The 25,443-nt window shown below is 33.7% G+C and carries 18 protein-coding genes, 4 tRNA genes and 3 rRNA genes; 2 read left to right on the top strand and 23 right to left on the bottom strand.

Translation table 11 applies throughout. The features are described from left to right. Window positions 1-28: 28 nt before the first annotated feature. The 11 genes from EQM05_RS00125 to EQM05_RS00075 all read right to left on the bottom strand — a co-directional run bounded on the left by EQM05_RS00125 (window position 29) and on the right by EQM05_RS00075 (window position 10,050). Window positions 29-553 carry a GNAT family protein gene (locus EQM05_RS00125; protein ID WP_128747861.1) on the bottom strand — a complete coding sequence of 175 codons (525 nt, stop codon included), beginning with the start codon at window positions 551-553 and terminating at the stop codon, window positions 29-31. 211 nt (window positions 554-764) lie between these two features. Further along, a tRNA-Ser gene (locus tag EQM05_RS00120) sits at window positions 765-855 on the bottom strand. A gap of 28 nt (window positions 856-883) precedes the next feature. Continuing rightward, window positions 884-974, bottom strand: a tRNA-Ser gene (locus EQM05_RS00115). A 106-nt stretch (window positions 975-1,080) separates the two neighbouring features. After that, entirely contained in the window at window positions 1,081-2,361 is a 1,281-nt protein-coding gene (gene serS, locus EQM05_RS00110; RefSeq protein WP_128747860.1) for a serine--tRNA ligase, read from the bottom strand. Between the two features lie 36 nt (window positions 2,362-2,397). Continuing rightward, window positions 2,398-2,760 (bottom strand): DUF1667 domain-containing protein, encoded by a 363-nt coding sequence (locus tag EQM05_RS00105; protein WP_128747859.1) that lies wholly within the window; start codon window positions 2,758-2,760, stop codon window positions 2,398-2,400. A 25-nt stretch (window positions 2,761-2,785) separates the two neighbouring features. After that, window positions 2,786-4,177, bottom strand: a complete 1,392-nt coding sequence (locus tag EQM05_RS00100) for an FAD-dependent oxidoreductase (RefSeq protein ID WP_128747858.1) — start codon at window positions 4,175-4,177, stop codon at window positions 2,786-2,788. 30 nt (window positions 4,178-4,207) lie between these two features. Further along, window positions 4,208-4,993, bottom strand: a complete 786-nt coding sequence (locus EQM05_RS00095) for a L,D-transpeptidase family protein (RefSeq protein ID WP_128747857.1) — start codon at window positions 4,991-4,993, stop codon at window positions 4,208-4,210. Window positions 4,994-5,117: 124 nt separating this feature from the next. After that, a complete protein-coding gene (locus EQM05_RS00090; RefSeq protein WP_128747856.1) occupies window positions 5,118-7,814 on the bottom strand; it encodes a UPF0182 family protein in 2,697 nt (898 codons plus the stop codon). Between the two features lie 5 nt (window positions 7,815-7,819). Continuing rightward, on the bottom strand, window positions 7,820-8,983 hold the full coding sequence (locus tag EQM05_RS00085; RefSeq protein ID WP_128747855.1) for a DUF362 domain-containing protein: 1,164 nt from the start codon (window positions 8,981-8,983) through the stop codon (window positions 7,820-7,822). 13 nt (window positions 8,984-8,996) lie between these two features. After that, the gene (locus EQM05_RS00080) at window positions 8,997-9,515 is read right to left on the bottom strand and encodes a transcription repressor NadR (protein WP_128747854.1); all 519 of its coding nucleotides are present in this window, start codon (window positions 9,513-9,515) and stop codon (window positions 8,997-8,999) included. 31 nt (window positions 9,516-9,546) lie between these two features. After that, window positions 9,547-10,050, bottom strand: coding sequence for an HDIG domain-containing metalloprotein (locus EQM05_RS00075; RefSeq protein ID WP_128747853.1), 504 nt, complete (start codon window positions 10,048-10,050; stop codon window positions 9,547-9,549). Window positions 10,051-10,218: 168 nt separating this feature from the next. Here EQM05_RS00075 and EQM05_RS00070 point away from each other — a divergent pair, with 168 nt between their 5' ends. Both EQM05_RS00070 and EQM05_RS00065 read left to right on the top strand, forming a co-directional pair. Next, window positions 10,219-10,590 carry a hypothetical protein gene (locus EQM05_RS00070; protein WP_128747852.1) on the top strand — a complete coding sequence of 124 codons (372 nt, stop codon included), beginning with the start codon at window positions 10,219-10,221 and terminating at the stop codon, window positions 10,588-10,590. Further along, window positions 10,587-11,006 (top strand): MFS transporter, encoded by a 420-nt coding sequence (locus EQM05_RS00065; RefSeq protein WP_128747851.1) that lies wholly within the window; start codon window positions 10,587-10,589, stop codon window positions 11,004-11,006. The genes EQM05_RS00070 and EQM05_RS00065 overlap by 4 nt, the downstream gene beginning before the upstream one ends. Window positions 11,007-11,062: 56 nt before the next feature. On the opposite strand, the gene EQM05_RS00060 is transcribed toward EQM05_RS00065, so the two are convergent. The 12 genes from EQM05_RS00060 to dnaA form a co-directional block, all read right to left on the bottom strand. Then, window positions 11,063-11,138: transfer RNA gene (locus tag EQM05_RS00060), tRNA-Ala, on the bottom strand. A 3-nt stretch (window positions 11,139-11,141) separates the two neighbouring features. Beyond that, window positions 11,142-11,218, bottom strand: a tRNA-Ile gene (locus tag EQM05_RS00055). Between the two features lie 8 nt (window positions 11,219-11,226). Further along, window positions 11,227-11,343, bottom strand: a 5S ribosomal RNA gene (gene rrf / locus EQM05_RS00050). A 59-nt stretch (window positions 11,344-11,402) separates the two neighbouring features. After that, a 23S ribosomal RNA gene (locus tag EQM05_RS00045) occupies window positions 11,403-14,310 on the bottom strand. 318 nt (window positions 14,311-14,628) lie between these two features. Next, a 16S ribosomal RNA gene (locus EQM05_RS00040) occupies window positions 14,629-16,140 on the bottom strand. The 16S, 23S and 5S rRNA genes sit together here with 2 tRNA genes alongside, the layout of an rRNA operon. A gap of 475 nt (window positions 16,141-16,615) precedes the next feature. Further along, window positions 16,616-19,111, bottom strand: a complete 2,496-nt coding sequence (gene gyrA, locus EQM05_RS00035) for a DNA gyrase subunit A (RefSeq protein ID WP_128747850.1) — start codon at window positions 19,109-19,111, stop codon at window positions 16,616-16,618. 19 nt (window positions 19,112-19,130) lie between these two features. Beyond that, on the bottom strand, window positions 19,131-21,044 hold the full coding sequence (gene gyrB, locus EQM05_RS00030; protein WP_128747849.1) for a DNA topoisomerase (ATP-hydrolyzing) subunit B: 1,914 nt from the start codon (window positions 21,042-21,044) through the stop codon (window positions 19,131-19,133). A 17-nt stretch (window positions 21,045-21,061) separates the two neighbouring features. Further along, window positions 21,062-21,325 carry an extracellular matrix/biofilm biosynthesis regulator RemA family protein gene (locus tag EQM05_RS00025; RefSeq protein WP_128747848.1) on the bottom strand — a complete coding sequence of 88 codons (264 nt, stop codon included), beginning with the start codon at window positions 21,323-21,325 and terminating at the stop codon, window positions 21,062-21,064. A gap of 13 nt (window positions 21,326-21,338) precedes the next feature. Next, the gene (gene recF / locus EQM05_RS00020) at window positions 21,339-22,436 is read right to left on the bottom strand and encodes a DNA replication/repair protein RecF (protein ID WP_128747847.1); all 1,098 of its coding nucleotides are present in this window, start codon (window positions 22,434-22,436) and stop codon (window positions 21,339-21,341) included. A 54-nt stretch (window positions 22,437-22,490) separates the two neighbouring features. Next, window positions 22,491-22,697 (bottom strand): S4 domain-containing protein YaaA, encoded by a 207-nt coding sequence (gene yaaA / locus EQM05_RS00015; RefSeq protein WP_128747846.1) that lies wholly within the window; start codon window positions 22,695-22,697, stop codon window positions 22,491-22,493. 33 nt (window positions 22,698-22,730) lie between these two features. Further along, window positions 22,731-23,834 carry a DNA polymerase III subunit beta gene (dnaN, locus tag EQM05_RS00010; RefSeq protein WP_128747845.1) on the bottom strand — a complete coding sequence of 368 codons (1,104 nt, stop codon included), beginning with the start codon at window positions 23,832-23,834 and terminating at the stop codon, window positions 22,731-22,733. 253 nt (window positions 23,835-24,087) lie between these two features. Continuing rightward, window positions 24,088-25,443, bottom strand: coding sequence for a chromosomal replication initiator protein DnaA (gene dnaA, locus EQM05_RS00005; protein ID WP_128747844.1), 1,356 nt, complete (start codon window positions 25,441-25,443; stop codon window positions 24,088-24,090).

The following is a 25,443-nucleotide window of genomic DNA, read 5'->3' as shown; positions in this document are numbered from 1 at the left end:
TAAAAATCAAATGTATGTAATGTCTCGCTTATTTATTTTGAAAGTAATCTTCTTTAATTATACCCATGATAACCAGATCATGATATTGCCCCTGTGAGAAGAATCCCTTCCTTTTCCTTCCCTCCTCAACAAATCCACACTTTTTATAAGCATTAATAGCTCTTTCATTGAAATCCAGCACTTCTAATTCTACTCTTTGGGCTCCCCTGAATAAAAACAAATACTGAAGTAATGTAATTATGGAATCCTGCCCGTATCCCCTGTTCCAAAAGCCCTTGCCTATAGTAATACCTAGTTTATATACATTACATGTATCCTTCAATTCTTTAAATGATATATATCCTATTAAAACGCCTTTTTCATTTATTATACTTAAATACTTCTTTTCTGATCCAATTATTTTATTAAAATTCTCCATTATATATTCTTTCCCAGGAGGTAATTCATAAAATCCATCTAGTTTTTTTAATTCATCTTCAATTATAAAATCATATATAATATTTATATCCCTTTTTTCTATTGATCTTAATAGTACCTTCTTTCCTCTAAGCATAAGTACACCTCTTTTAAGCTTGTTTTAATAATATTATATATTTAATGTTTAAATATTTCAAAGATTCAAATTGACTGTTAATTGGCACATATAAAGTATTTTATAATGGTTTCACCTAAATTTTATCCATTACTAAATATTATTCATTCATATGGTTAAAATTCATTTAAATTTATGAATTAAAAAAGAACATCCAATTAATTGGATGTTCTGGCGGAGAAAGAGAGATTTGAACTCTCGCGCCGGTAACCCGACCTACGCCCTTAGCAGGGGCGCCTCTTCAGCCACTTGAGTATTTCTCCATGTGTCCTACTTTTATATAAAAAAATATGGCGGAGAGATAGGGATTCGAACCCTAGGTACGGTCACCCGTACGCCGGTTTTCAAGACCGGTGCCTTAAACCAACTCGACCATCTCTCCGTTTAGATCTTAAGTTTTATGCCTCAAGACATGTATTATTATATCAACCTTCTTATATTATGTCAACAATTTTTTTAATGTTTTTAATTAGCGTATACTTCTTTTGCTATTTTATATCATATTTTCCACCCATATATGGTATTAATACTTGAGGGATTTCAACTGTTCCATCAGCCTTTTGATAATTTTCCAGTATTGCAGCTACTGTTCTTCCTATGGCTAATGCTGATCCATTTAATGTATGAACAAACCTTGGTTTTGATTTTTGATTTTCTTTATATTTTATATTTGCCCGTCTTGCCTGAAAATCCTCAAAATTACTACAGCTTGATATTTCCACATATTTATTATAGCTGGGCATCCAGACCTCAATGTCATATTTAAAGGCTGCTGTAAAGCCTAAATCTCCCTTGCATACTTTAACAATTCTATAAGGCAGCTTTAGACCCTGTAAAACTCCTTCAGCATCTTCCACAAGCTCCCCTAATTCTTTATAGGACTGTTCTGGTTTTGAAAACTTAACCAGCTCAACTTTGTTAAACTGATGCTGCCTGATTAATCCCCTGGTATCTCTTCCTGCTGAGCTTTTTTCTGCTCTGAAGCATGCACTGTAGGCAACATATTTTATTGGTAAATCATCACCATTTATTATTTCATCCCTAAATAAATTTGTCACTGGAACTTCTGCAGTTGGTATTAAAAAATAGTCACTATTAGTAATCTTAAAAGTATCTTCCTCAAACTTTGGAAGCTGACCTGTACCAATCATGCTTTCTTTGTTAACTATATAAGGTGTGAATATTTCAGTATATCCATTTTTATCAACATGGGTATCAAGAAAATAGTTTATTACTGCCCTTTCTAGTCTTGCTCCATCTGCTTTATATACTGCAAATCTTGGCCCGGCTATTTTCCCTGCTCTTTGAAAATCCAGTATGTCTAAATCTGCACCAATATCCCAATGAGCTTTTACTTTAAAATCAAGTTTTGCAGGCTGTCCCCATTTTTTAATCTCAATATTATCTTCTTCATTTTTACCTTCAGGCACCTCTGAATTTGGAATATTAGGTATCCTTAACATAATATACTTAATCTTTTCATTAAGCTCATTTAAACTTGTATCATGCTGCTTAATTTCCTGTGCCAGCTTTTTCATTTCTATCCTTATGGACTGCACATTTTCTTCTTCTTTTTTTAATCCTGATATTTGTGATGATACTTGTTTTCTTTTTTGCCTTAAAGCTTCTGCTTCACTTAAAATCTGTCTTCTTTTTTCATCAAGCTTTAATACCTCATCTATAAGCGTTATATCGAAGTTTTCTCCTCTGTTTTTCATTGATAATTTAACTTGCTCTTTATTATTTCTTATTCTTATTAAATCCAGCATATCTTTAGATCTCCCATTTTGTATATAAAAAAATATCTATGAAAATTTATCAATATTTTTTATACTTACAATATCAACTCCTGTGTTTAGGAGATTCTTACATACTATATCTCCTGCCTTTATAGGTGCACCTACATATAATCTGCTAAGTGCTTTAGAACATTCAATCCACAATGATTTGTCAATTGGTTCAGTGCTTTTTACTGGAACAACATTGAATTTTCCACCCTTAATTCTAACAAGAGTAGTAAATATTTCTTTGTTATTGTCCTTCTCCCTTTCTGCGTATTCTATACCTTTTATACAGTTATTACCACTTACCAGTAATTTTCCATTGTCTTCATCTATGTCCAAAACGCATTTTTCATAGCATTCCTTACAAATAATTTGTTTAATCAACTCTAAATTTTCCCCCTTAAAAAGTTTATACGCTGTCAAATTCCTTAATTCTGTATCTTAATATCTTGGAATTCTTTGAATCCTTAACTATTTCAGTCATATTTTTATTAGTTTCTCTGGCTAGAATAGAAACAATTTTATCTAAGCATCCAGCCCCCTGACATCCGCCAAGGGTAACCCCGGTTCTTCTTTTAACACCTTCTACAGTCCTTGCACCTAAAGGTCTTCTGATGGCATCAATAATTTCTCCCTCAGTAACCTTTTGGCATAAGCAGACTATTTTCCCATAGCTTTTATTCATTTTTATTATTTGATTTCTTTCTTCATTGTTTAAATCTCTAAATTTATAAAACTCTCTTCTTTTATCAATAAAATCCTTTTTTAAAACACAGTTCAAATTATTAACTATAGTCTCACAAACCATTTTTGCGATAAATGGTGTCATGGTTACTTCAGCATAGTGCTTTCCCTGTATTTTAATGTAGCCTTCATGAATCAGACTATCATCTATTATTATATTGTCATTATAATAGTTCCATCTATAAAAGTTATTAATAAAATTATCCTTCAGCTCACCAACTAAATACATCACACTTTTTTTTGCCTCATTAAAGCTAATCCTATTATTAGATATAACTGAAACAATGGTATTTCCTTGAACTGTTGGAACTGAAAAAACTTTATTATTATCCTTTCCAATGGTTGTAATTATGTTGTTAAAATTTGATTCAAAGTCATGTTCTAATAAAAAATAATCTAGATTACATCTATTTTTGCTTGGCTTTTCATTTGTATCTACAGAGTAATTTTCTCCTGGAGTTGTATTTATTACTAGATTACAGGTAAATTTATTTTTATTAGTTATAACTTTATATCCTTTAGTTACCTTCTGTATATCCAGAACTTCTTCCTCTAATTTAAAGTTTACACCATTGTCAAAAGCAATTTCTCCATAAGATAAGGCTAAATCATATGGGCAGATAACCCCTGTATCTTTTAAATATAATGCTTTTTTCACTTTACTCTTCAGATTTGGCTCCATCTGATATACTTTATCACTATCTAATATGTCTATATCCTTTATTTCTCTTTCCAATGCTCTATTATACATTTCATATATTGATTTTTCCTCTTCATCATTTTGTGCAATAATAAGAGAACCACATTCCTTAAATGGAACATTAAATTTTTTTACTATATTTTTTAGCAGCTTATTTCCGCTTAACTCTAATTTAGACATCAAAGTATCTTTACATTCAGCTCCGTCATATATAACAGCGGAATTAACTAATGCTACATCATCGGCTATGTCATAATCTTTCTCAATTAAAGCTATATTTAAACTATATTTTGAGAGCTCATAAGCAACAGCACATCCTATTATGCCACCCCCAAGTATAATTACATCGTAATCCATTATAATCCATCCTATCCTAGATAATTTCTATTAATAATGTATTAATATGGCTGAACCATTTGGTATTTTATCATATATCCACTTTGCATCCTCCATGGATACTCTGATACAGCCATGTGAAGCCGGGAAACCTAATTTATTTCTTTCCTCTTCTATTATATTACCTTTTTCATCAATAGGAATAGAATGTATCAAATAATTTGCAAAAAATTTAATATAGTAACGTGCCCCCTCCCCATATTGTTTGCTATAGAAATACTCTCCTTTGTCTTGAATAAAAAACTGACCCAGAGGCGTTTCTGTATCAGGATCCCCTATAGTCCCTGTGGAACACTTAATATTTTTAATTTCTATATTATTCTCTTTAACAACTATATTTTGTTTTGTAAGATTCACATCTATGTTATACTTTGTATTTTTATTTAACTCTCCTTTTAAATTATCTGTATTTTTCTTTATCCATCCCTTTTTCCCTACACTTCCTTCTTCACAGTAAAGATATCCATTACTTTCCTTATAAGCAACTACAATATCATCTTTATGTAAAGTAAAAATTACTTTATCATCACCGCTATTATCTGAATAAACATTAACCTTATCTCCGCTTATATAATATGTTTTCTTAAAGCATGTGTTTGAAACAAATGTTGTAATTTCATTATCATCAGTGTTTTTCCCTTTGCTGCCTTCACTACTATTTACTAAATTACTATCAGATTGAATATTATAACTTTTACTATAGTTGTTACTTAAAATACATGGCATAAATAGTATAATTATAGTAATTATAAATGTTCTTATTATATTCTTTTTCATATGTATTCCTCCAATATGCTGGTATATTGGTATTATTTACATACAAAAACATTTTAATCAAAAAAATTTCACATTAAAATCTAAAATAGATTTTAATGTGAAATTTATTATTTATCAGCTTTTCCTATTTTACAGAACTTAATTGTTCTCCTAACTGTTTTATATATTCTCCATATTTTGCCCAGTCACCATTTTTTTGTGCCTCTATGGCTTTATCATATAAATCCTTTGCTGCTTTAATCTTATCAGTATTAGGATTATTCTTGCTATTATCTACAGCCTGTGGACTTGAATTATCAGCTGGCATATTAAAAAACTGCTGAAGGGCACCTTCCACGCTATCTGATAATATAGTTTTGTCTCCATAGGAAACTATAATTTTTTTCATTTCAGGAATACTGTTTTTCCCGCTGGCCCTCAAATATACAGGTTCAACATATAGAAGAGAATCTCTTATTGGAACAATAATTGTGTCTCCAAACTGAACCTTAGAACCATCCTTATTCCATAAAGATAATTCTTTTGAAATAGTAGTATCCTGATTTAATTTTTGTTTAAATAAATAAGGGCTGTAAACTGTCTTTTGCGGAGGGAATTTATACAATACCATTTTCCCATAATTGCCATTATCCATCCTTGCTGCAAAAAGGCCAACCATATTATCCTTGTTTCTCATATTGAAATATTTTAAAACTACCATCTCTTCATTTTTTTCACCCGGTAATTTCATAATTACATATGGTGCTTCATTTACATCTTTTTCTCCATCAATTTGCTTTTGATCCTTTGAAACCTCCCATAAATCTTCTCCATTAAAGAATACTCCAGGATCATCTACGTGATATTTTCCCATAACACTGCACTGGGTATTAAACATATCCTCTGGATACTTAAGATGTTCCTTAAATCCGCTAGGCAACTCAGAAATATTCTTAAACAAATCAGGGAATATTTTAGAATAACTCATTATTATTGGATCAGTTTTATCAACTATATAATAATTTATGCTGCCATCCACAGCATCTACTATTACCTTAACAGAATTTCTCATATAGTTAACATTATCCTGCGGTTCTGAAAAAGGATATCTGTTTGATGTTGTATATGCATCAATTATCCAATATAACCTGCCTCCATTTACAACAATATATGGATCACTGTCATAAGTTAAAAAAGGTGCTATTTTCCTTGCTCTTTCAACAATGTTTCTATTAATTAATATTTTACTGTTATTTGTAATATCCGTAGAAAGCATAAAGTTTACATCTCTTTGATTGATGGAAAAAAGAAGTTTATTTATTGCATTCATTTTTATTCCACCATTACCATTATAATTATTGTTGGAATTATCCCCGCCTTTAGGATAATCAAATTCTGACATTTTGGTATCAACAATTGCGTAATCATTGGTTTTTTCTCCATAATAAATTCTAGGATTAGTTAATTTAATTCCTGTTGAGTTTTCTGGAGGTATATCCTTAATAACAAAATCTGGCTGTCCTTCAGAAGTTACAGAATTAACTTTGCTCATAACCATGCCATAACCATGTGTATATATTATATGCTTATTCTGCCATGTATTTGGCTCAAGACTATCTGTATTTAATTCTCTTGCAGCAACAAACACCTGATTATATTTTCCATTAATATTGTATCTATCAATATCAATGTCATTAAAACCATAATAATATCTTATTATTTGAACCTGATTATAAAATTCTAAAGATGGATTCAATGAATTTATTCTTATATTATCAATTGTATCCTTATTATTGGTTATATCATCTTTAGTTAAATTATCATTAACTTTAAAATCCTTAACTTCAACCTTATCAAGGTTAAATGCTTTTTTTGTATAATCAATATTATTTTTTATATATGGCTGTTCAAGCATTTTTTCATTTGGCTTAACTACAAACTTTTGAACTAATGTGGATACAATATTCTCGCTGGCTATTAAAATAAATATTAAGATTATGGAAAAGACTATTGGCTTTACTTTTGAATGCATAACACTCCAAAAAATTACTATTGCTGAAATTAAAGAAATTACTATAATAATTCTGTAAAATAAAAGTGAAACATGAATATCTGTGTAACTGGCACCATAGGCTACCCCTCTGGTACTATATACTAAATTATAAGATTTTAATAAATATCCTAATGATAAATTTAATAATATTAATGATGATACTATAGCTAATTGTTTCCCAGCAAATTTAGTTAGACCATTATTTGTTAAACTTATCTTTTCAAAGGAACCTGCAAACCCGGATTTTATTTTATCCTTTGAAACCAACACAAAATAAGTAATAAATGTAATTATAACCAGGAATATTAAAAGTGTCATTATAATATTATATAGTGACTGAATTAATGGCAGCTTAAATACATAAAATGAAACATCCTTATGAAATACTGGATCCTTAGTGTTGAAGCTTACAGAATTAGCAAATTGTAATATTGTATACCAATAACTTGATGAAAATGCATATGATATACCAAATGAAATAACAGCATCTATTATAAAAAATAACTTTCTTCCAAGTTTACTTTTATTACCTGATTCTGCATCAGTCTGTTTATACTTTGTTACACTATTTTTAATACTTCTGGAATAAATCCAAATAACTGCAAAGGTTATTAAAAACAATGGTATCATTAATTTTGCTATAGCCAATAATTTTGTAAAATAAGTACTTAAATAATTAACTTCATTAAACCATTGTACATTGATTGCAAATGAAACTATTTTATCTAAAAATAACAATATAAATACCAGTGCAATAATTACTGAAATTAATGTAATTCTTTTTTTCATGTTTGTCACCTCTTATTCATCCCCAGTAATTTTCCTAAAGTCGTATACTTTGTTTCGATTGCTCCTGCTGGACATAACTCCTGACAGCAGAAACATCGTATACACTCTTTCATATTCCATGCAGGTTTAAGCTTACCGTCAATTTTAATCATAGAAATTACCCTTGGTTTTTCCGGACATACCTCTTCACATCTTCTGCATGATATGCATTTATCCGGAATTAAAGCTGGACTCGGAGCTATCATATTTCTAAGAAAATTTGTTGCTTTAGGATTAATAAAATAAAAACTCCCGCCTTTCCTGCATAATTGAAAATCTTTTGCTTTCATATTTTCAATTGTTTCGCCTAAAACCTGAATTTCCTCTGGCAGAACAGCTCCCCACTTACTATCATAAGCCTCTTTTAGCACAGGTGTATCCAAAGGATTATCATAGCCAATAAGTCTCACAGCAGTAGAATCAACTGCACTTAAACTTTTTCCCATTATTATGGTATTCATCTTATATGGGCTTCCGTTTTTAGGTCCATTTCCCTGCATTGCTATAATACCATCCAAAATTGCAAAATTAGTATTAACCAGCTTATTTAAATCTAGCAGCATTTTGCAGAAATTATTTGCATCAGGCATCCTAGTATGCCATGTTGCCTTTAAAGTTCCTGGTATACACCCAAACTGATTCTTAATGGCACCTGTATAATAAGCCATAGCATGTGTTTTTAATCTTGGTAATGTAATAACAACATCTGCCTCATAAGGGGCCCTGGCAACTGTCCAGCTTTTACATAATATTGAGTCGTCTAATTTAACATGAACTGATTCTTTAAAATCTTCAAACTTAACTCCATATTTTTCTGCTACTGCCATCATACCGCTTTTTTCTGCTGCTCTTTTTGAATCCCCAAAACCAGGAGAATCCCCAAAAGAAATATTACTGCTATAATCTTTTATTATCCTTATAACTGCCTCAAACATTACAGAATTGGTTATTACCAGGGAACCTTGTCCCTCAACGCTTAACATATTTGGTTTTAAAAGAACCTTGCTGTTATAAGGTATAAGCTTTTTTAAAAAATCTTCTCCACCAAGTAAATCAAAACCATGTCTTAAATTATTTTCAATTAATTCCAGGTTATATTCATTACACTTTAATAAAGCTACCTTTTCCATATTCCTCTCCATTCTACTCCTCATTATTTATTAAAAAACCAGCCTTTTTTAATTCATCTAATATCATATTTAGATGTTTATCGTCTTCAGCTTCAATAGTATGCAGATGTATACCATCAGTTAAAATAAGTAATGGCTGAAGGTTATTGCTTAATTTACTGATAAACTTTTGTATGTCATATAAATTTCTTATCATCAGATTACCTTTAATTTCACCATATATAGGGTGCTCTACAATGACATCGTCTACAACACCGCCAAATTTCACAATAATATTTAATTCATCTTCAATATCTTTTTCATTATGATTTACTGCAATAACTTTTTTAACACCATTCTCTTGCTGAAATGGTATAAGGTACCCATCTGGAGTTGCTATGATATTTTTTCCTTCTGCCCTTAATATTGCAATATCCTTAACTATTACCTGCCTTGTAACTCCAAGTTTTTTTGCTATGTTTTGACCTTTTAAAGGGCCTTCACTATTTTTTATCATATCTTCAATAAGCTTTCTTCTTTCAATTGAACTCATATTAATATATTTACCCCCTATGATATTATTTTTAATTTTCGCTATCACTTTTAATTAAAATACTTAATTCTTTATCTATATCTTTGAAGTTGCCCTGTTTCATATGATGATTTCTAATTAAATTAAGGAATTTTTCATCATAGTCATATTTTTTTAATATTTCATATCCTATTTCTGCATGATTGTAATATGTATTTACTTTTTTAATATTTTTGAATTTTTTCAAGTTACCATTTAATATCTTATCTGCAATTACCAATAATGATTTATCTATAACCCCTAAACTACACTGTGCTTTACCAATATCATGAAGTAATGCAGCTTTCACTAATATTTTATCACTTAAATTACTTTCTTTACATAATTCTTTTACTTTATATGCTACTCTTAAACAATGTTTTTGATCTGATTTGGAAAGTTTTAAAAATAACTTTTTCTCTGTATCATTTAAATTCTCTTGAATAAAATTTTCATCACTTTTATTGATTCTGGCTGTAACTGCCCAGTAAAATTGTTTTAATCTATATAACTTCATATGATCACCTTATGCTTTATTATTTAATTTTAATATACTTATGCAATTAAGTATATTAAAATTTTGTAAACTAAATATTCCTTAATTTTTTATGGTGCATATTCTTTGATTTTTTAATAATTTTAGTTTAATATATTAATTATATGTATAATTTTTACTAAAGAGGTGATGCTTATCTTTAATAAATCTAAAACAAATTTAGAATATAATCTTTCTGTCAATAATATTAATGGAATTTTACAAGCCTTTAGTATAAATTTAGTAGTTCCATTTGCTGGACTTTATGCTAAAAGACTTAATGCAAACGATACTGATATTGCATTACTAAACTCTTATCCGGCAGTGTTTTGCATATTAGCCGTATTTTTAGGTACTGGATTATTTATAAAGTATAATTTTATCACAGGTAATCTTCTTTTTTATATACCTAAAAATAACACTCAGAGAATTCATTTGTATCAAATTTTCTTTGCAATAGCCTTTATTCTTTCATTATTAGAAGTATTTTCATTTACTAAACACAAGTTAGATAGAATATAGCACAGGCAATTGCATATGTTCTTTGGCAGAAATTCTCTGAAAAAAAGGGTAATAATTTAGCCATTTTTTATGCTGCTCTTTTTATGGCATGCTGCCCATTCTTTTATATTATCTCAAAAAGCATGTTTCAAGTTGCAGCTTTTACCGTAGTAACTGGTTCGGCTACAGCCGGTACATTATTATTGTTATCTAATAACTTATATGAAACAGCCCCAGATGAAAACAGAACCATTTATATTGCTGCATACACTGTTCTTACTAATATTACTCTCATTTTTGCTCCAATTATAGGTATGAAGATAAAAAATATTACTAACATATATATTGCTTTGCTAATAGTAGGCATATTAAGAATTTTATCATCATTTACATTTTATTTTAGATATAAATATTTAAAAAATAAAGAATTAGTATAAGCTTTACCGTATATTTATATATAAAAAAAAATCATCTATTATTAGATGATTTTTTTTGGTGGAGAATAAGGGATTCGAACCCTTGACCCCCTGCGTGCAAGGCAGGTGCTCTCCCAGCTGAGCTAATCCCCCATATGGTGGACCTTCAGGGACTCGAACCCCGGACCAACCGGTTATGAGCCGGTTGCTCTAACCAACTGAGCTAAAGATCCAATTGTTCACCTGGCAACTACCTACTCTCCCACAGAGCCTCCCCTGCAGTACCATGGGCGCAATGAAGCTTAACCTTCGTGTTCGGAATGGGAACGGGTGTTACCTTAACGCCATTATCACCAGATCTATATTAAAGAACAAAAATTAAAATCTTGTTCTTTCAAAATTGCACAGTATAATTATTTGGTCAAGCCCTCGACCTATTAGTATTAGTCAGCTGAACATGTTGCCATGCTTACACCTCTAACCTATCAACCTAGTGTTCTTCTAGGGGTCTTACTAGCTTACGCTATGGGAAATCTAATCTTGAGGTGGGTTTCACGCTTAGATGCTTTCAGCGTTTATCCCGTCCCGACATAGCTACCCAGCCATGCTCCTGGCGGAACAACTGGTACACCAGAGGTCAGTCCATCCCGGTCCTCTCGTACTAAGGACAGCTCCTCTCAAATTTCCTACGCCCGCGACGGATAGGGACCGAACTGTCTCACGACGTTCTGAACCCAGCTCGCGTGCCGCTTTAATGGGCGAACAGCCCAACCCTTGGGACCTACTTCAGCCCCAGGATGCGACGAGCCGACATCGAGGTGCCAAACCTCCCCGTCGATGTGGACTCTTGGGGGAGATCAGCCTGTTATCCCCGAGGTAGCTTTTATCCGTTGAGCGATGGCCCTCCCACGAGGAACCACCGGATCACTAAGCCCGACTTTCGTCCCTGCTCCACTTGTATGTGTCGCAGTCAAGCTCCCTTCTGCCTTTGCACTCTTCGCGCGATTTCCAACCGCACTGAGGGAACTTTTGGGCGCCTCCGTTACATTTTAGGAGGCGACCGCCCCAGTCAAACTGCCCACCTAACAATGTCCCGTGACCAGTTTCATGGCCACCGGTTAGAATCTCAGTACTGTCAGGGTGGTATCCCAAGGGTGACTCCACAGAAGCTGACGCCCCTGCTTCGCAGTCTCCCACCTATCCTGTACAGACAATACCGAAACTCAATGCTAAGCTACAGTAAAGCTCTACGGGGTCTTTCCGTCCAATCGCGGGTAGCAAGCATCTTCACTTGCACTACAATTTCGCCGGATTTGTTGTCGAGACAGTGCCCAAGTCATTACGCCATTCGTGCGGGTCGGAACTTACCCGACAAGGAATTTCGCTACCTTAGGACCGTTATAGTTACGGCCGCCGTTTACTGGGGCTTAAGTTCACCGCTTCACTTACGTTAACGGATCCCCTTAACCTTCCAGCACCGGGCAGGCGTCAGCCCCTATACTTCAGCTTTCGCTTTAGCAGAGACCTGTGTTTTTGCTAAACAGTTGCTTGGGCCTATTCTCTGCGGCCTGCCGTGAGGCAGGCACCCCTTCTCCCGAAGTTACGGGGTCAATTTGCCGAGTTCCTTGACAACAATTCTTCCGATGGTCTTAGGATTCTCTCCTCACCTACCTGTGTCGGTTTGCGGTACGGGCACCAACTTCCTCCATAGAGACTTTTCTCGGCAGCGTGGAATCGGATACTTCGCGACGATAATTTCGCTCCCCATGACACCTCATCATTGATCAGACGGATTTGCCTGTCTGACCTGACTAAGTGCTTAGACGCACATCCAATAGTGCGCACATCCTATCCTCCTGCGTCATCCCATTTGTAATAACGTCAGTTGGCGGTATCGGAATATCAACCGATTGTCCATCACCTACGCCTTTCGGCCTCGGCTTAGGTCCCGACTAACCCTGAGCGGACGAACCTTCCTCAGGAAACCTTAGGTTTTCGACCAATAAGATTCTCACTTATTTCTCGCTACTTATGCCAGCATACTCACTCCTGTACAGTCCACCGCTCCTTTCGGTACGACTTCAGCCCATACAGGAAGCTCCTCTACCACGTACACGTAGTGTACATCCATAGCTTCGGTGGTAAGTTTTAGCCCCGGACATCTTCGGCGCAGGACCTCTCGACTAGTGAGCTATTACGCACTCTTTAAATGAGTGGCTGCTTCTAAGCCAACATCCTAGTTGTCTTAGAAATCCCACATCCTTTTCCACTTAACTTACACTTTGGGACCTTAGCTGATGATCTGGGCTGTTTCCCTTTTGACCACGGATCTTATCACTCGTAGTCTGACTGCTGAGATTCAAGTATATGGCATTCGGAGTTTGATAGGGTTCAGTAACTGTTGTCAGCCCCTAGCCCATTCAGTGCTCTACCTCCACTACTCATTCTCAACGCTAGCCCTAAAGCTATTTCGAGGAGAACCAGCTATCTCCGAGTTCGATTGGAATTTCTCCGCTATCCACAGCTCATCCCATGATTTTTCAACACCAATGTGGTTCGGTCCTCCACGGAATTTTACTTCCGCTTCAACCTGTCCATGGATAGGTCACCCGGTTTCGGGTCTACAGCATGCAACTAGTCGCCCTATTCAGACTCGGTTTCCCTTCGGCTCCGTACCTTAAGTACTTAACCTTGCTACATACCGTAACTCGCTGGCTCGTTCTACAAAAAGCACGTCATCACACGTTAAAGTGCTATGACCGGTTGTAGGCACACGGTTTCAGATTCTATTTCACTCCCCTTCCGGGGTTCTTTTCACCTTTCCCTCACGGTACTTCTTCACTATCGGTCACCAGTTAGTATTTAGCCTTGGGAGGTGGTCCTCCCTGCTTCCCACAAGGTTTCACGTGTCTCGTGGTACTCTGGAATAGATCTTTAAGACTTCCTTTTTCACCTACAGGACTGTTACCTTCTGCGGTGGTCCTTTCCAGAACCTTCAGTTAAATGATGTCTCACATAATGATCTATCCACAACCCCAGGAACAAGTTCCTGGTTTGGGCTCTTTCCCTTTCGCTCGCCGCTACTCAGAAAATCGATTTTTCTTTCTCTTCCTCCGGGTACTTAGATGTTTCAGTTCCCCGGGTATAGCCCTATAAACCTATGAATTCAGTTTATAGTACATACCGTTAGGTATGTGGGTTTCCCCATTTGGAAATCTCCGGATCACAGGCTATTTGCGCCTACCCGAAGCTTATCGCAGCTTATCGCGTCCTTCTTCGCCTACTGGTGCCAAGGCATTCACCATGCGCCCTTTGTAGCTTGACCTTTAAAATCTCTATAAGCTTCGCACTACTGCGTCAGCTGCCTTCACTGCGGTGCTCATTTACCTTGAGTAAACTCCGCTCCTCGCTCAGTTGCTTCCTTGTATTGCTCGCTTCTATCAATTTTCCTTTAAATAAAGTAATCTTAATACAAAGGTATTTTTGTATACCTTAACTTTAATGTAAACTTTTTTATACTGTGCAATTTTCAAAGAACAAAAGAGATTAATCAAAAACCGTTTAGGTTTTTTGATCTCTCAAAATTAAACAGAGAAATAAACCAAGCTTTCACGTAAGTTATCCTTACATGTCGACTCCTTAGAAAGGAGGTGATCCAGCCGCAGGTTCTCCTACGGCTACCTTGTTACGACTTCACCCCAATTACTAATCCCACCTTCGGCCGCTGACTCCTTACGGTTATCTCACGGACTTCGGGTGTTACCAGCTCTCATGGTGTGACGGGCGGTGTGTACAAGGCCCGGGAACGTATTCACCGCGACATTATGATTCGCGATTACTAGCAACTCCAGCTTCATGTAGGCGAGTTTCAGCCTACAATCCGAACTGGGATGGGTTTTAGAGTTTGGCTCAACCTCGCGGTATTGCATCTCTCTGTACCCACCATTGTAGCACGTGTGTTGCCCTGGACATAAGGGGCATGATGATTTGACGTCATCCCCACCTTCCTCCCGGTTAACCCGGGCAGTCTCACTAGAGTGCTCAACTTAATGGTAGCAACTAATGATAAGGGTTGCGCTCGTTGCAGGACTTAACCTAACATCTCACGACACGAGCTGACGACAACCATGCACCACCTGTCTCCCTGCCCCGAAGGGCTTCGCCTATCTCTAGGTTATTCAGGGGATGTCAAGTCCAGGTAAGGTTCTTCGCGTTGCTTCGAATTAAACCACATGCTCCGCTGCTTGTGCGGGCCCCCGTCAATTCCTTTGAGTTTTAATCTTGCGATCGTACTCCCCAGGCGGAATACTTATTGTGTTAACTGCGGCACAGAAGGGGTCGATACCTCCTACACCTAGTATTCATCGTTTACGGCGTGGACTACCAGGGTATCTAATCCTGTTTGCTACCCACGCTTTCGTGCCTCAGCGTCAGTTACAGTCCAGAGAATCGCCTTCGCCACTGGTGTTCTTCCTAATCTCTACGCATTTCACCGCTACACTAGGAATTCCATTCTCCTCTCCTGCACTCTAGATATCCAGTTTGAAATGCAGTACCCAAGTTAAGCCCGGGTATTTCACATCTCACTTAAACATCCGCCTACGCACCCTTTACGCCCAGTAAATCCGGACAACGCTTGCCACCTACGTATTACCGCGGCTGCTGGCACGTAGTTAGCCGTGGCTTCCTCCTTTGGTACCGTCATTATCGTCCCAAAAGACAGAGCTTTACAATCCGAAGACCTTCATCACTCACGCGGCGTTGCTGCATCAGGGTTTCCCCCATTGTGCAATATTCCCCACTGCTGCCTCCCGTAGGAGTCTGGACCGTGTCTCAGTTCCAATGTGGCCGATCACCCTCTCAGGTCGGCTACGCATCGTTGCCTTGGTGAGCCGTTACCTCACCAACTAGCTAATGCGCCGCGGGCCCATCTCAAAGCGGATTACTCCTTTGATTAGAACATCATGTGATGCTCTAATGTTATGCGGTATTAATCTCCCTTTCGGGAGGCTATCCCCCTCTTTGAGGCAGGTTGCCCACGTGTTACTCACCCGTCCGCCGCTAATCCGTCCCCGAAGGGACTTCATCGCTCGACTTGCATGTGTTAAGCACGCCGCCAGCGTTCGTCCTGAGCCAGGATCAAACTCTCAATTTAAAAGTTTGATTGCTCATTACTTTATACTCTATAAAAGAATTGCTGGTTTATTTAACAAGTTTTTACCTGTTATCTTCTCTGTTTAATTTTCAAAGATCAAAATGAATTTTTGATACTTTTATATGTTATCACTTAAATGATGTGTTGTCAATATTATTTTTCTTAATAACTTCAAATAATATAAACTCATTAAAGTGCTGCATATAATCAACTAATTTGCTGCTGCTTTACTATCTTGCAGCGACAAAGAGTATTGTACCAAAATATATATCAGTTGTATTTCAATATTTTCTTATTTACAGCCATTAAACTTACTATCCATAGTACTTCTCATTTTATCTTAAGTTTACATATATTGATACACTTGGTCAGGTTGTTATTAAACTTAATATGAATGTATAATAAAATATATATTATTATATAAAAAAAGCCAGGATAATTTAATTTCATCCTGGCTTTAAATGTAACTTATAACTTATTTATTCTCATTAGTATCTTCAGTTTCTTTAGTTTCTTTAGTTTCTTCAATTTCTTCAGTTTCTTTGCTATCTTCAATATAACTGCTGTCTATTTTAGCAATAGCAACTACCTTTTCATCTTCCACTGTCCTCATAAGGGTAACTCCCATTGCATTTCTGCTGGTTGTTGAAATACCTGATATATTTAATCTGATGGCTACATTAGAAGTATTAATAAGCATTAGCTCATCATCATCTTTTACTACTCTGGCACCAACAATTTTACCTGTCTTTTCAGTGATTTTATATGTGATTATACCTTTTCCCCCTCTTCTATGAGGTGTATATTCATCAATTGGTGTTCTTTTACCAAATCCATTTTCACTTACAACTAATACATCATTCTCTTTAGCTGCTATATCCATTGACAAAGCAACATCTTTATCTCTAAGTGTTATTGCCTTAACACCTGCTGCTGTCCTTCCCATAGGTCTAACATCTTTTTCATTAAATCTAATTGCATAACCATCCTGTGTGAACATTAAAACTTCACTTTCTCCAGTAGTCATTCTCACAGCTATTAATTCATCATTTTCTCTTAATGTAATAGCAATTAAACCACTCCTTCTAATATTAGCAAATTGTTTTAAAGAAGTTTTCTTTATTAAACCTTTTTTAGTACCCATCACTAGATAATTTCTATCTTCAAATTCTTTAAGTGTAATAACAGCTTGAATTTTTTCAGATGTCAATAGTGGAAGTAAGTTAACAATATTAGTTCCCTTAGCTGTTCTTCCAGCTTCTGGTACTTCATAACCCTTTAAACGATATACTCTTCCCATATTTGTAAAGAATAAAATATTGCTGTGTGTTGAAGTAATAAAAATATTCTCCACAAAGTCATCTTCCTTTGTGGCCGTTGCCTGAATACCCTTTCCGCCCCTTCTTTGAGCTGAATAAGTATCTGCACTCACTCTTTTTATATAACCTGAATGAGTTAATGTTATAACAACACTTTGCTCCTGAATCAGATCCTCAATATTTATTTCATTACTATTTCTTTCAATGCTTGTTCTTCTCTCATCGCCATATTTGTTCTTAATTTCAGTTAGTTCATCTTTTATTATTTTTAAAACTAATTCTTCTTTTTCAAGAACTTCCTTCAAATAATTTATTGTTTTCATTAATTCGTCATATTCATTTTCTATTTTTTCTCTTTCTAAACCTGTTAATCTCTGTAATCTCATGTCTAATATAGCTTGAGATTGTTTTTCAGAAAGATTAAATTGTGCCATTAATCCATTTTTTGCTTCTTCTCCAGTTTTAGATGCTCTTATAAGCTTTATAACCTCATCTATATGATCAAGTGCTATCTTTAATCCTTCCAAAATATGAGCTCTTGCCAGTGCCTTATCTAAATCAAATCTTGTTCTCCTTCTTATAACTTCCTTCTGGAAATCAAGATAATTAACCAGTATTTCCTTTAAATTCAACACTTTTGGCTCATTATTTACAAGAGCCAGCATTATGATACCAAATGTATCCTGCATTTTTGTATGCTTAAATAATTGGTTTAAAATTACATTAGCATTACCATCACGTTTAATTTCTATAACAATACGCATTCCTTCTCTATCAGATTCATCTCTGATATCAGAAATTCCTTCAATTTTCTTTTCTTTAACTAATTCAGCCATGTTTTCTATGAGTTTTGCCTTATTAACCTGATAAGGAAGCTCTGTAACTATTATCCTATGCCTTCCATTTTCCTCTTCTATTTCTGTTTTTGATCTGACAATTACTTTTCCTCTTCCAGTTTCATATGCTTCTCTTATACCAGAGGTTCCAAGTATTATACCTGCTGTTGGAAAATCTGGTCCCTTAATTTCAAGCATCAGCTCAGGTATAGTTATATCTGGATTTTCCATTAACTTTATTATTCCATTTATAACTTCATTTAAGTTATGAGGTGGTATATTAGTTGCCATACCAACTGCTATACCAGCTGAGCCATTTACTAATAAATTGGGAAATCTGGAAGGAAGAACAGAAGGTTCCTGCTCTTCTCCGTCAAAATTAGGAACAAAATCTACAGTATTTTTATTTATATCTCTTAAAAGTTCTAGTGCTATTTTACTCATTTTTGCTTCTGTATATCTCATGGCAGCCGCGCTATCGCCATCAACAGAACCAAAGTTTCCGTGACCATCTACTAGTGTATATCTTTGTGAAAAATCCTGTGCCATTCTGACTAATGCTTCATAAACTGCTGTATCACCATGTGGATGGTATTTTCCTAAAACATCTCCGACTATTCTTGCGCATTTTCTATATCCTTTTTCAGGAGTTAGGCCCAATTCATGCATAGAATATAAAATTCTTCTATGAACTGGTTTTAAACCGTCTCTTACATCTGGTAGCGCACGGCCAACTATAACACTCATAGCATAGTCTATATAACATTTTTTTATTTCGTGACTTATCTCCGCTGGTAATATCTTTCCATTTTCCATGCATCACACCTCTTCATTGCTAAATATCTAAGTTTATAACCTTGTTTCCATTTTCCATTATAAATTCTCTTCTTGGTTCTACCTTGTCACCCATAAGTATTGTGAATATTTCATCAGCTGCTATTGCATCCTCCACTGTAACCTGAAGTAATGTTCTTTTTTCTGGATTCATTGTTGTATCCCAAAGTTGTGTGGCATCCATTTCACCAAGACCTTTATATCTTTGAATATTTGTACTATTATCTTTTCCTCCTACTAATTGAAGCACTTTATCTAATTCCTTGTCGCTATAAGCATAATATTCCTTCTTAGACTTAGATACTTTATAAAGTGGTGGCTGTGCTATATAAACATGACCTTTTTCAACTAATTCTTTCATGTATCTGTAAAAGAAAGTTAAAATAAGCGTTCTTATATGTGCTCCATCAACATCTGCATCAGTCATTAATATTATCCTATCATACCTTATCTTTGAAACGTCAAAATCTGCACCAATCCCTGCTCCGAAAGCAGTAATCATTGCTCTGATTTCCTCAGAGTTTAATATTTTATCCAGCCTCTGTTTTTCAACATTCATAATCTTACCTCTTAAAGGTAAAATTGCCTGAAATCTTCTATCCCTTCCCTGCTTTGCTGAACCTCCTGCAGAATCTCCTTCTACAAGATAAATTTCACATTCTTTTGGATCTCTGGATGAACAGTCTGAAAGCTTTCCTGGGAGAGATGTACTTTCTAAAACTGATTTTCTTCTGGTTAATTCTCTTGCTTTTCTTGCAGCTTCTCTTGCTCTTGAAGCAGTTAATGATTTTTCTATTATTGTTTTTCCTGTCTGAGGGTTTTCTTCTAAAAAGTTTCTAATTCCCTCCCCAACAATATTATCAACAATACCTCTAACTTCACTGTTACCCAATTTAGTTTTTGTTTGACCTTCAAATTGTGGATCTATAAGTTTTACCGAAATAACGGCTGTTAATCCTTCTCTAATATCTTCTCCTGAAAAGTTCTTATCATTTTCTTTTAAAAAACCAAATTTTCTTGCATAATCATTAAATACTCTTGTTAATGCACTTTTTAATCCTGCTAAATGTGTACCTCCTTCAACAGTATCTATATTATTTGCAAATGAAAAAATGTTCTCTACATATCCATCATTATACTGCAATGCAACTTCAACAGAATAATCCTCTTTCCTGCCTTCAACATATATTGGTTCTGCCTGAATTACTTCTTTATTTCTGTTTAAGTAAGCAACAAATGATTTTATACCTCCTTCATAATGAAAGACTTCTTTTTTTCCGTTTCTTTCATCAGACATAGATATTTTTACTCCTTTATTTAAAAAAGCTAATTCTCTAAGCCTTTGAGCTAATGTATCATAATCAAAATTTATATCTTCAAAAATTTCATTGTCAGGTTTAAAGTATGTATATGTTCCTTGTTCATCAGTATCTCCAATAATATCAAGACCTGTAACTGCTTTTCCTCTTTTGTATGTTTGTCTCCATATATGTCCTTCTCTTTTTACTCTTACTTCACATGTTTCTGATAGAGCATTTACTACAGATGCTCCAACACCATGTAGTCCTCCGGAAACTTTATATCCACTGCCTCCGAATTTTCCTCCAGCATGAAGTACTGTCATTATTACTTCAACTGTTGGTAAATGCATCTTTGGATGCATACCTACAGGCATACCTCTTCCATTATCCTTTACAATTACTGAATTATCATTTTGAATAATTATCTCGATATGATTACAAAATCCCCCCATAGCTTCATCGATGCTATTATCTACTATTTCATATACCAAGTGATGAAGTCCTCTTATACTAGTACTTCCTATGTACATACCTGGTCTTTTTCTTACAGCCTCTAAACCCTCTAGTACTTGTATCTGACTTTCATCATATATTTGATTCTTGTCTTCAGACATGTTTATCCTCCTACCTCTTATGGTTCATAATATATAGCCTGAGATCTTTTAGTTAGTGTAGAAGAAGATATCGGCGAAAAAAATATTTTACTTTTTTTATCTACTTCTGCAATAATAAATGATTTAGGTTTTTCTTTAGTAATTCTTTGAACAAATCCATCTTCTTCAGCCATTCTTAAAAATTGAGTGGTATCTGAACTATACATAGATGTTTCCATATCGAAAATTCCAATTATATCCTTTATCGGCACAACTATGCTTTCACCTAAATGTAGAAACATAAAAAGGCTCCTTTCAATTTTCTATTTTTTCTACAATGCCTTTTGTAACTTTAAAAACATAACTATTATTACTTAATAAATTATTAATTTCTTCTATACCAGTACAGGTTATAATAGTTTGTATATTCTTTATTGAATTTAATATGTATTCCTGTCTTTTGGAATCTAATTCAGACAATACATCATCCAATAGCAATACTGGATACTCTCCTATAATTTCTTTAATAATTTCTAAAGATGCAAATTTAATAGTTAACACAGCAGTTCTCTGCTGTCCCTGAGATCCAAAACTTTTTGCATCTGTATTATTAATTAGAACCTGAAAATCGTCCCTGTGAGGTCCTTCTGAAGAAATCCTTTTTTCTATATCTCTTCTCATATTCTTCTTAAAATTTAATAAAAGTTGATTTTCAGCATCATCAATATTCTTGACAGATGTAATATATTTAAACTCAATCTGTTCTGTTCCATTAGAAATTTTTTTATGGATGTGTTTTCCTATGCTGTTTAATTTATCGATATAATTTTTTCTTTGTTTAATTACTTCGCTGCCAAATTTAGAAAGCTGTTCGTTATAAATTTCCAATATAGCAATGTTTTTTTCATTCCATCTTTTAAGCAGAATATTTTTTTCCTCAAGTACTTTATTGTACTGAACCAGATTATAATAATACATTTTACTTAATTTGCATAATTCTATATCAAGAAACTTCCTCCTGTAGGAAGGAGATTCTTTAACTATTTTTAAATCCTCCGGTGAAAACATAACTACATTAAAATTTCCCAGGAGTTCTGAAATTTTATTTACTTTAATTTTGTTTATATTAATTCCTTTCTTTCCCTCTTTAAAAATTTTAATTTCAATTTTTTTATCCAGTCTTTCTCTGGCAATATAAGACTGAATATAAGCCTCATTTTTGTTCCAGCTTATTAACTCTTTATCTTTATTGGTTCTGTGTGATTTACCTATGCTGCAATAGTATATGCTCTCTAAAATATTTGTTTTTCCCTGTGCATTATCACCTATGAATACATTAGTATTTTTGCTAAACTCCACAGATAATTCAGGGTAGTTTCTATAATTTCTAAGTTGTAAATATTTAATATACATTTTAAACACCTTAATAAATAATTATATCATAATAAGATACTTTACATAAGAAATTTAAATTATTTTGTATTGTTCTCCCTGAAATTCAATTATATCTCCTATGGATAATTTTTTTGATCTCCTTGTTTCCGTTTCACCATTAACTTTTACTTCACCATTTAAAATATATATTTTAGCTTCCGATCCTTGTGACACTGCACCACTCCATTTTAAGAAAGAATCTAATTTAATTATATCTGTATTTATTTTTACCTCTTTCAATGAGCACATCTCCCTTTTACTTATATAAAGTTTTTAATTATTTTGAAGTCTTACAGGAAGTACAAGATAAATGTTATTTACATTTTCTTTTGGTTTTATTATACATGGAGCAACGCTGCTGGAAAATTCTAAGACAACCTCATCCTCTTCCATTATTTTTAATACATCTATTAGGTATTTTGAATTAAATGCAATTTGAAGCGTCTGTCCTTGCAAAATTATATTTGTTTCTTCTCGTACCATTCCCAATTGAGAATTAGATGTAATTATCATGCTTTCTTCTTGTATATCAAGCTTTATTAAATTAGTATTTCCTTCCTTTGCCATAAGTGAAGCTCTTTCTATTGAATCAAGCAATTCATTTCTTTTAGCTGTTACTTTTAAGTTGTATTCTTCTGGAATTATTGAATTATATTTAATAAATTCACCTTCTAACAGCCTTGAAATTATTTTAGTTTCACCTATACTAAATAAAATATGATTTGGAGTAAAAGTGATGTTTACATTTTCATCATTATCACCAAGTATTTTGCCAACTTCATTTAATGTCTTTGCAGGAATAACAGCATTTATTGTATTTTCACTGTCTACATATTCAGATCTTAAGGCTAATCTATAACCATCTAAAGCCACAAGATTTATTTTTTTATCCTTAACTTCAAAAAGAACACCAGTTAGTATTGGTCTTGTTTCATCCTGAGCTGTTGCGAAAATAGTTCCTCTAATCATACTTTTTAATTGTTTCTGAGGAATTGAAAAAATCATGTTTTCATTAATATTTGGCAATAGAGGAAAATCATCTGGATTCATATATATTAGAGAAAACTTTGATTTCTGACATATTATTTCAATGCTTTTATCTTCAATAACTTGAATTTGAATAATATCATTAGGGAGTTTTCTAATAATTTCTCCAAATAATCTTGAATCCACAACTATACTTCCTGTAGTAGTAACATCAGCTTTTACTTTTGTCTCTATACTTAAATCTATATCAGATCCAGTCATAACTAATCCTTTAGATTCAGCTTTTATTAAAATACCTTGAAGTACAGGCATAGTTGATTTACCAGTAACTGCTTTTTGAACAGTTGATATTCCATCTAATAAATTTGATTTTTCACATGTAAATTGCATAATTTTAGTACCTCCTTATTAACATAGGTTTTTTATAGATAGATAAGATAATAATAAATTTTAGTAGTAATAGTAGTAGGTGCTGTGGATTTGTGCAAAACGCTTGGAAGCATTCATATAACTAAGTTTTTTTTGCAAAATAAGTGTGGATAAGTAAAGAGAAATGAATAATCTTATCCACATTATCAGACTGCGTAAGGTAAATATTTAGTTATCAACATAAAACTTTATAAAAATAATCAACAGCTGTTGATTATTTTTGATTAATTCTTTTTGTTAGTTCATTAATAACTTTCTGCAAAGCCTCATCGTTTTTTAAACAATCAGAAATTTTTTCATATGCATGAATTACCGTTGTATGATCCCTGCCTCCGAACTCTTCTCCTATTTTCGGCAGTGACATATCAGTAAGTTTTCTACTCAAATACATAGCTATTTGTCTTGGAAAGGCTACATTTCTCGTTCTTCTTGCGGATTTAAAATCGTCAATTTTTAAGTTGTAATAGCTTGAAACTACATCTTGAATCAGTTCTATAGTAACTTGTTTATTTTGACTATTTGAAATAATATCTCTTAAAGCCTCAGATGCTAAATCAACAGTAATTTCCTTATTAGTTAATGAAGAATAAGCAACTATTCTTATTAATGCACCTTCTAGTTCTCTTATATTTGATTTTATTTTCGTTGCTATATAAGAAAAAACTTCATTACGTATGTTTAAGTGTTCTTCATCTGCTTTTTTCTTCAAAATTGCCATTCTTGTTTCAAAATCTGGTGGCTGTATATCAGCAATTAATCCCCATTCAAACCTGGATCTCAATCTATCTTCTAATGTAGGAATTTCCTTTGGAGGACTATCACTTGAAATAATTATCTGCTTATTTGCTTCATGCAGTGCATTAAAGGTATGGAAAAACTCTTCCTGAGTTCTTTCTTTTCCAGCTATAAATTGAATATCATCTATTAAAAGTACATCTACATTTCTGTATTTATTTCTAAATTCAACATTTTTATCATCTTTAATAGAATTTATTAATTCATTTGTAAATTTTTCAGAAGAAACATAAACAACTTTTGCTCTGGGGTTATTTTGAATAATGTAATGTCCAATTGCGTGCATTAAGTGAGTTTTTCCAAGTCCAACACCACCGTATATAAATAAAGGATTATATGCTTTTGCTGGAGATTCAGCTACAGCAAGTGAAGCTGCATGTGCAAATCTGTTACTATTACCTATTACAAAAGTATCAAAGGTATATTTTGGATTTAATATTGTTGTCATTTCATCATTAACTATAATGTTATTTCTGGATTCTTGCTTTTTTAATGGACTTTGCTTATATTCGTCAATTGACTCTTCTGATAAAACAAAAAAAGTTATATTATATTTTTTTGAAGTAATTAATTTTATGGCGTTTATTATTAAATCTTTGTAATTATTGCTTAATATATCTTTTGTGAAATCATTTGGTACTCCTAGCTTTATATTAGAATTATCCATATCTAATGGAGAAATACTTTTTATCCAAGTATTAAAGCTTACTTCTGTAAGTTCACCTTTTATTATGTTTAGTGCTTTTTCCCACAATTCATTAAGTTGGGTGTTCAT

It is taken from the genome of Clostridium sp. JN-9, assembly GCF_004103695.1.
In the GTDB taxonomy this organism is placed as follows: domain Bacteria; phylum Bacillota; class Clostridia; order Clostridiales; family Clostridiaceae; genus JN-9.
The sequence above is the reverse complement of the archived record's forward strand: the minus strand, read 5'-3'. Positions and strand labels throughout refer to the sequence as shown.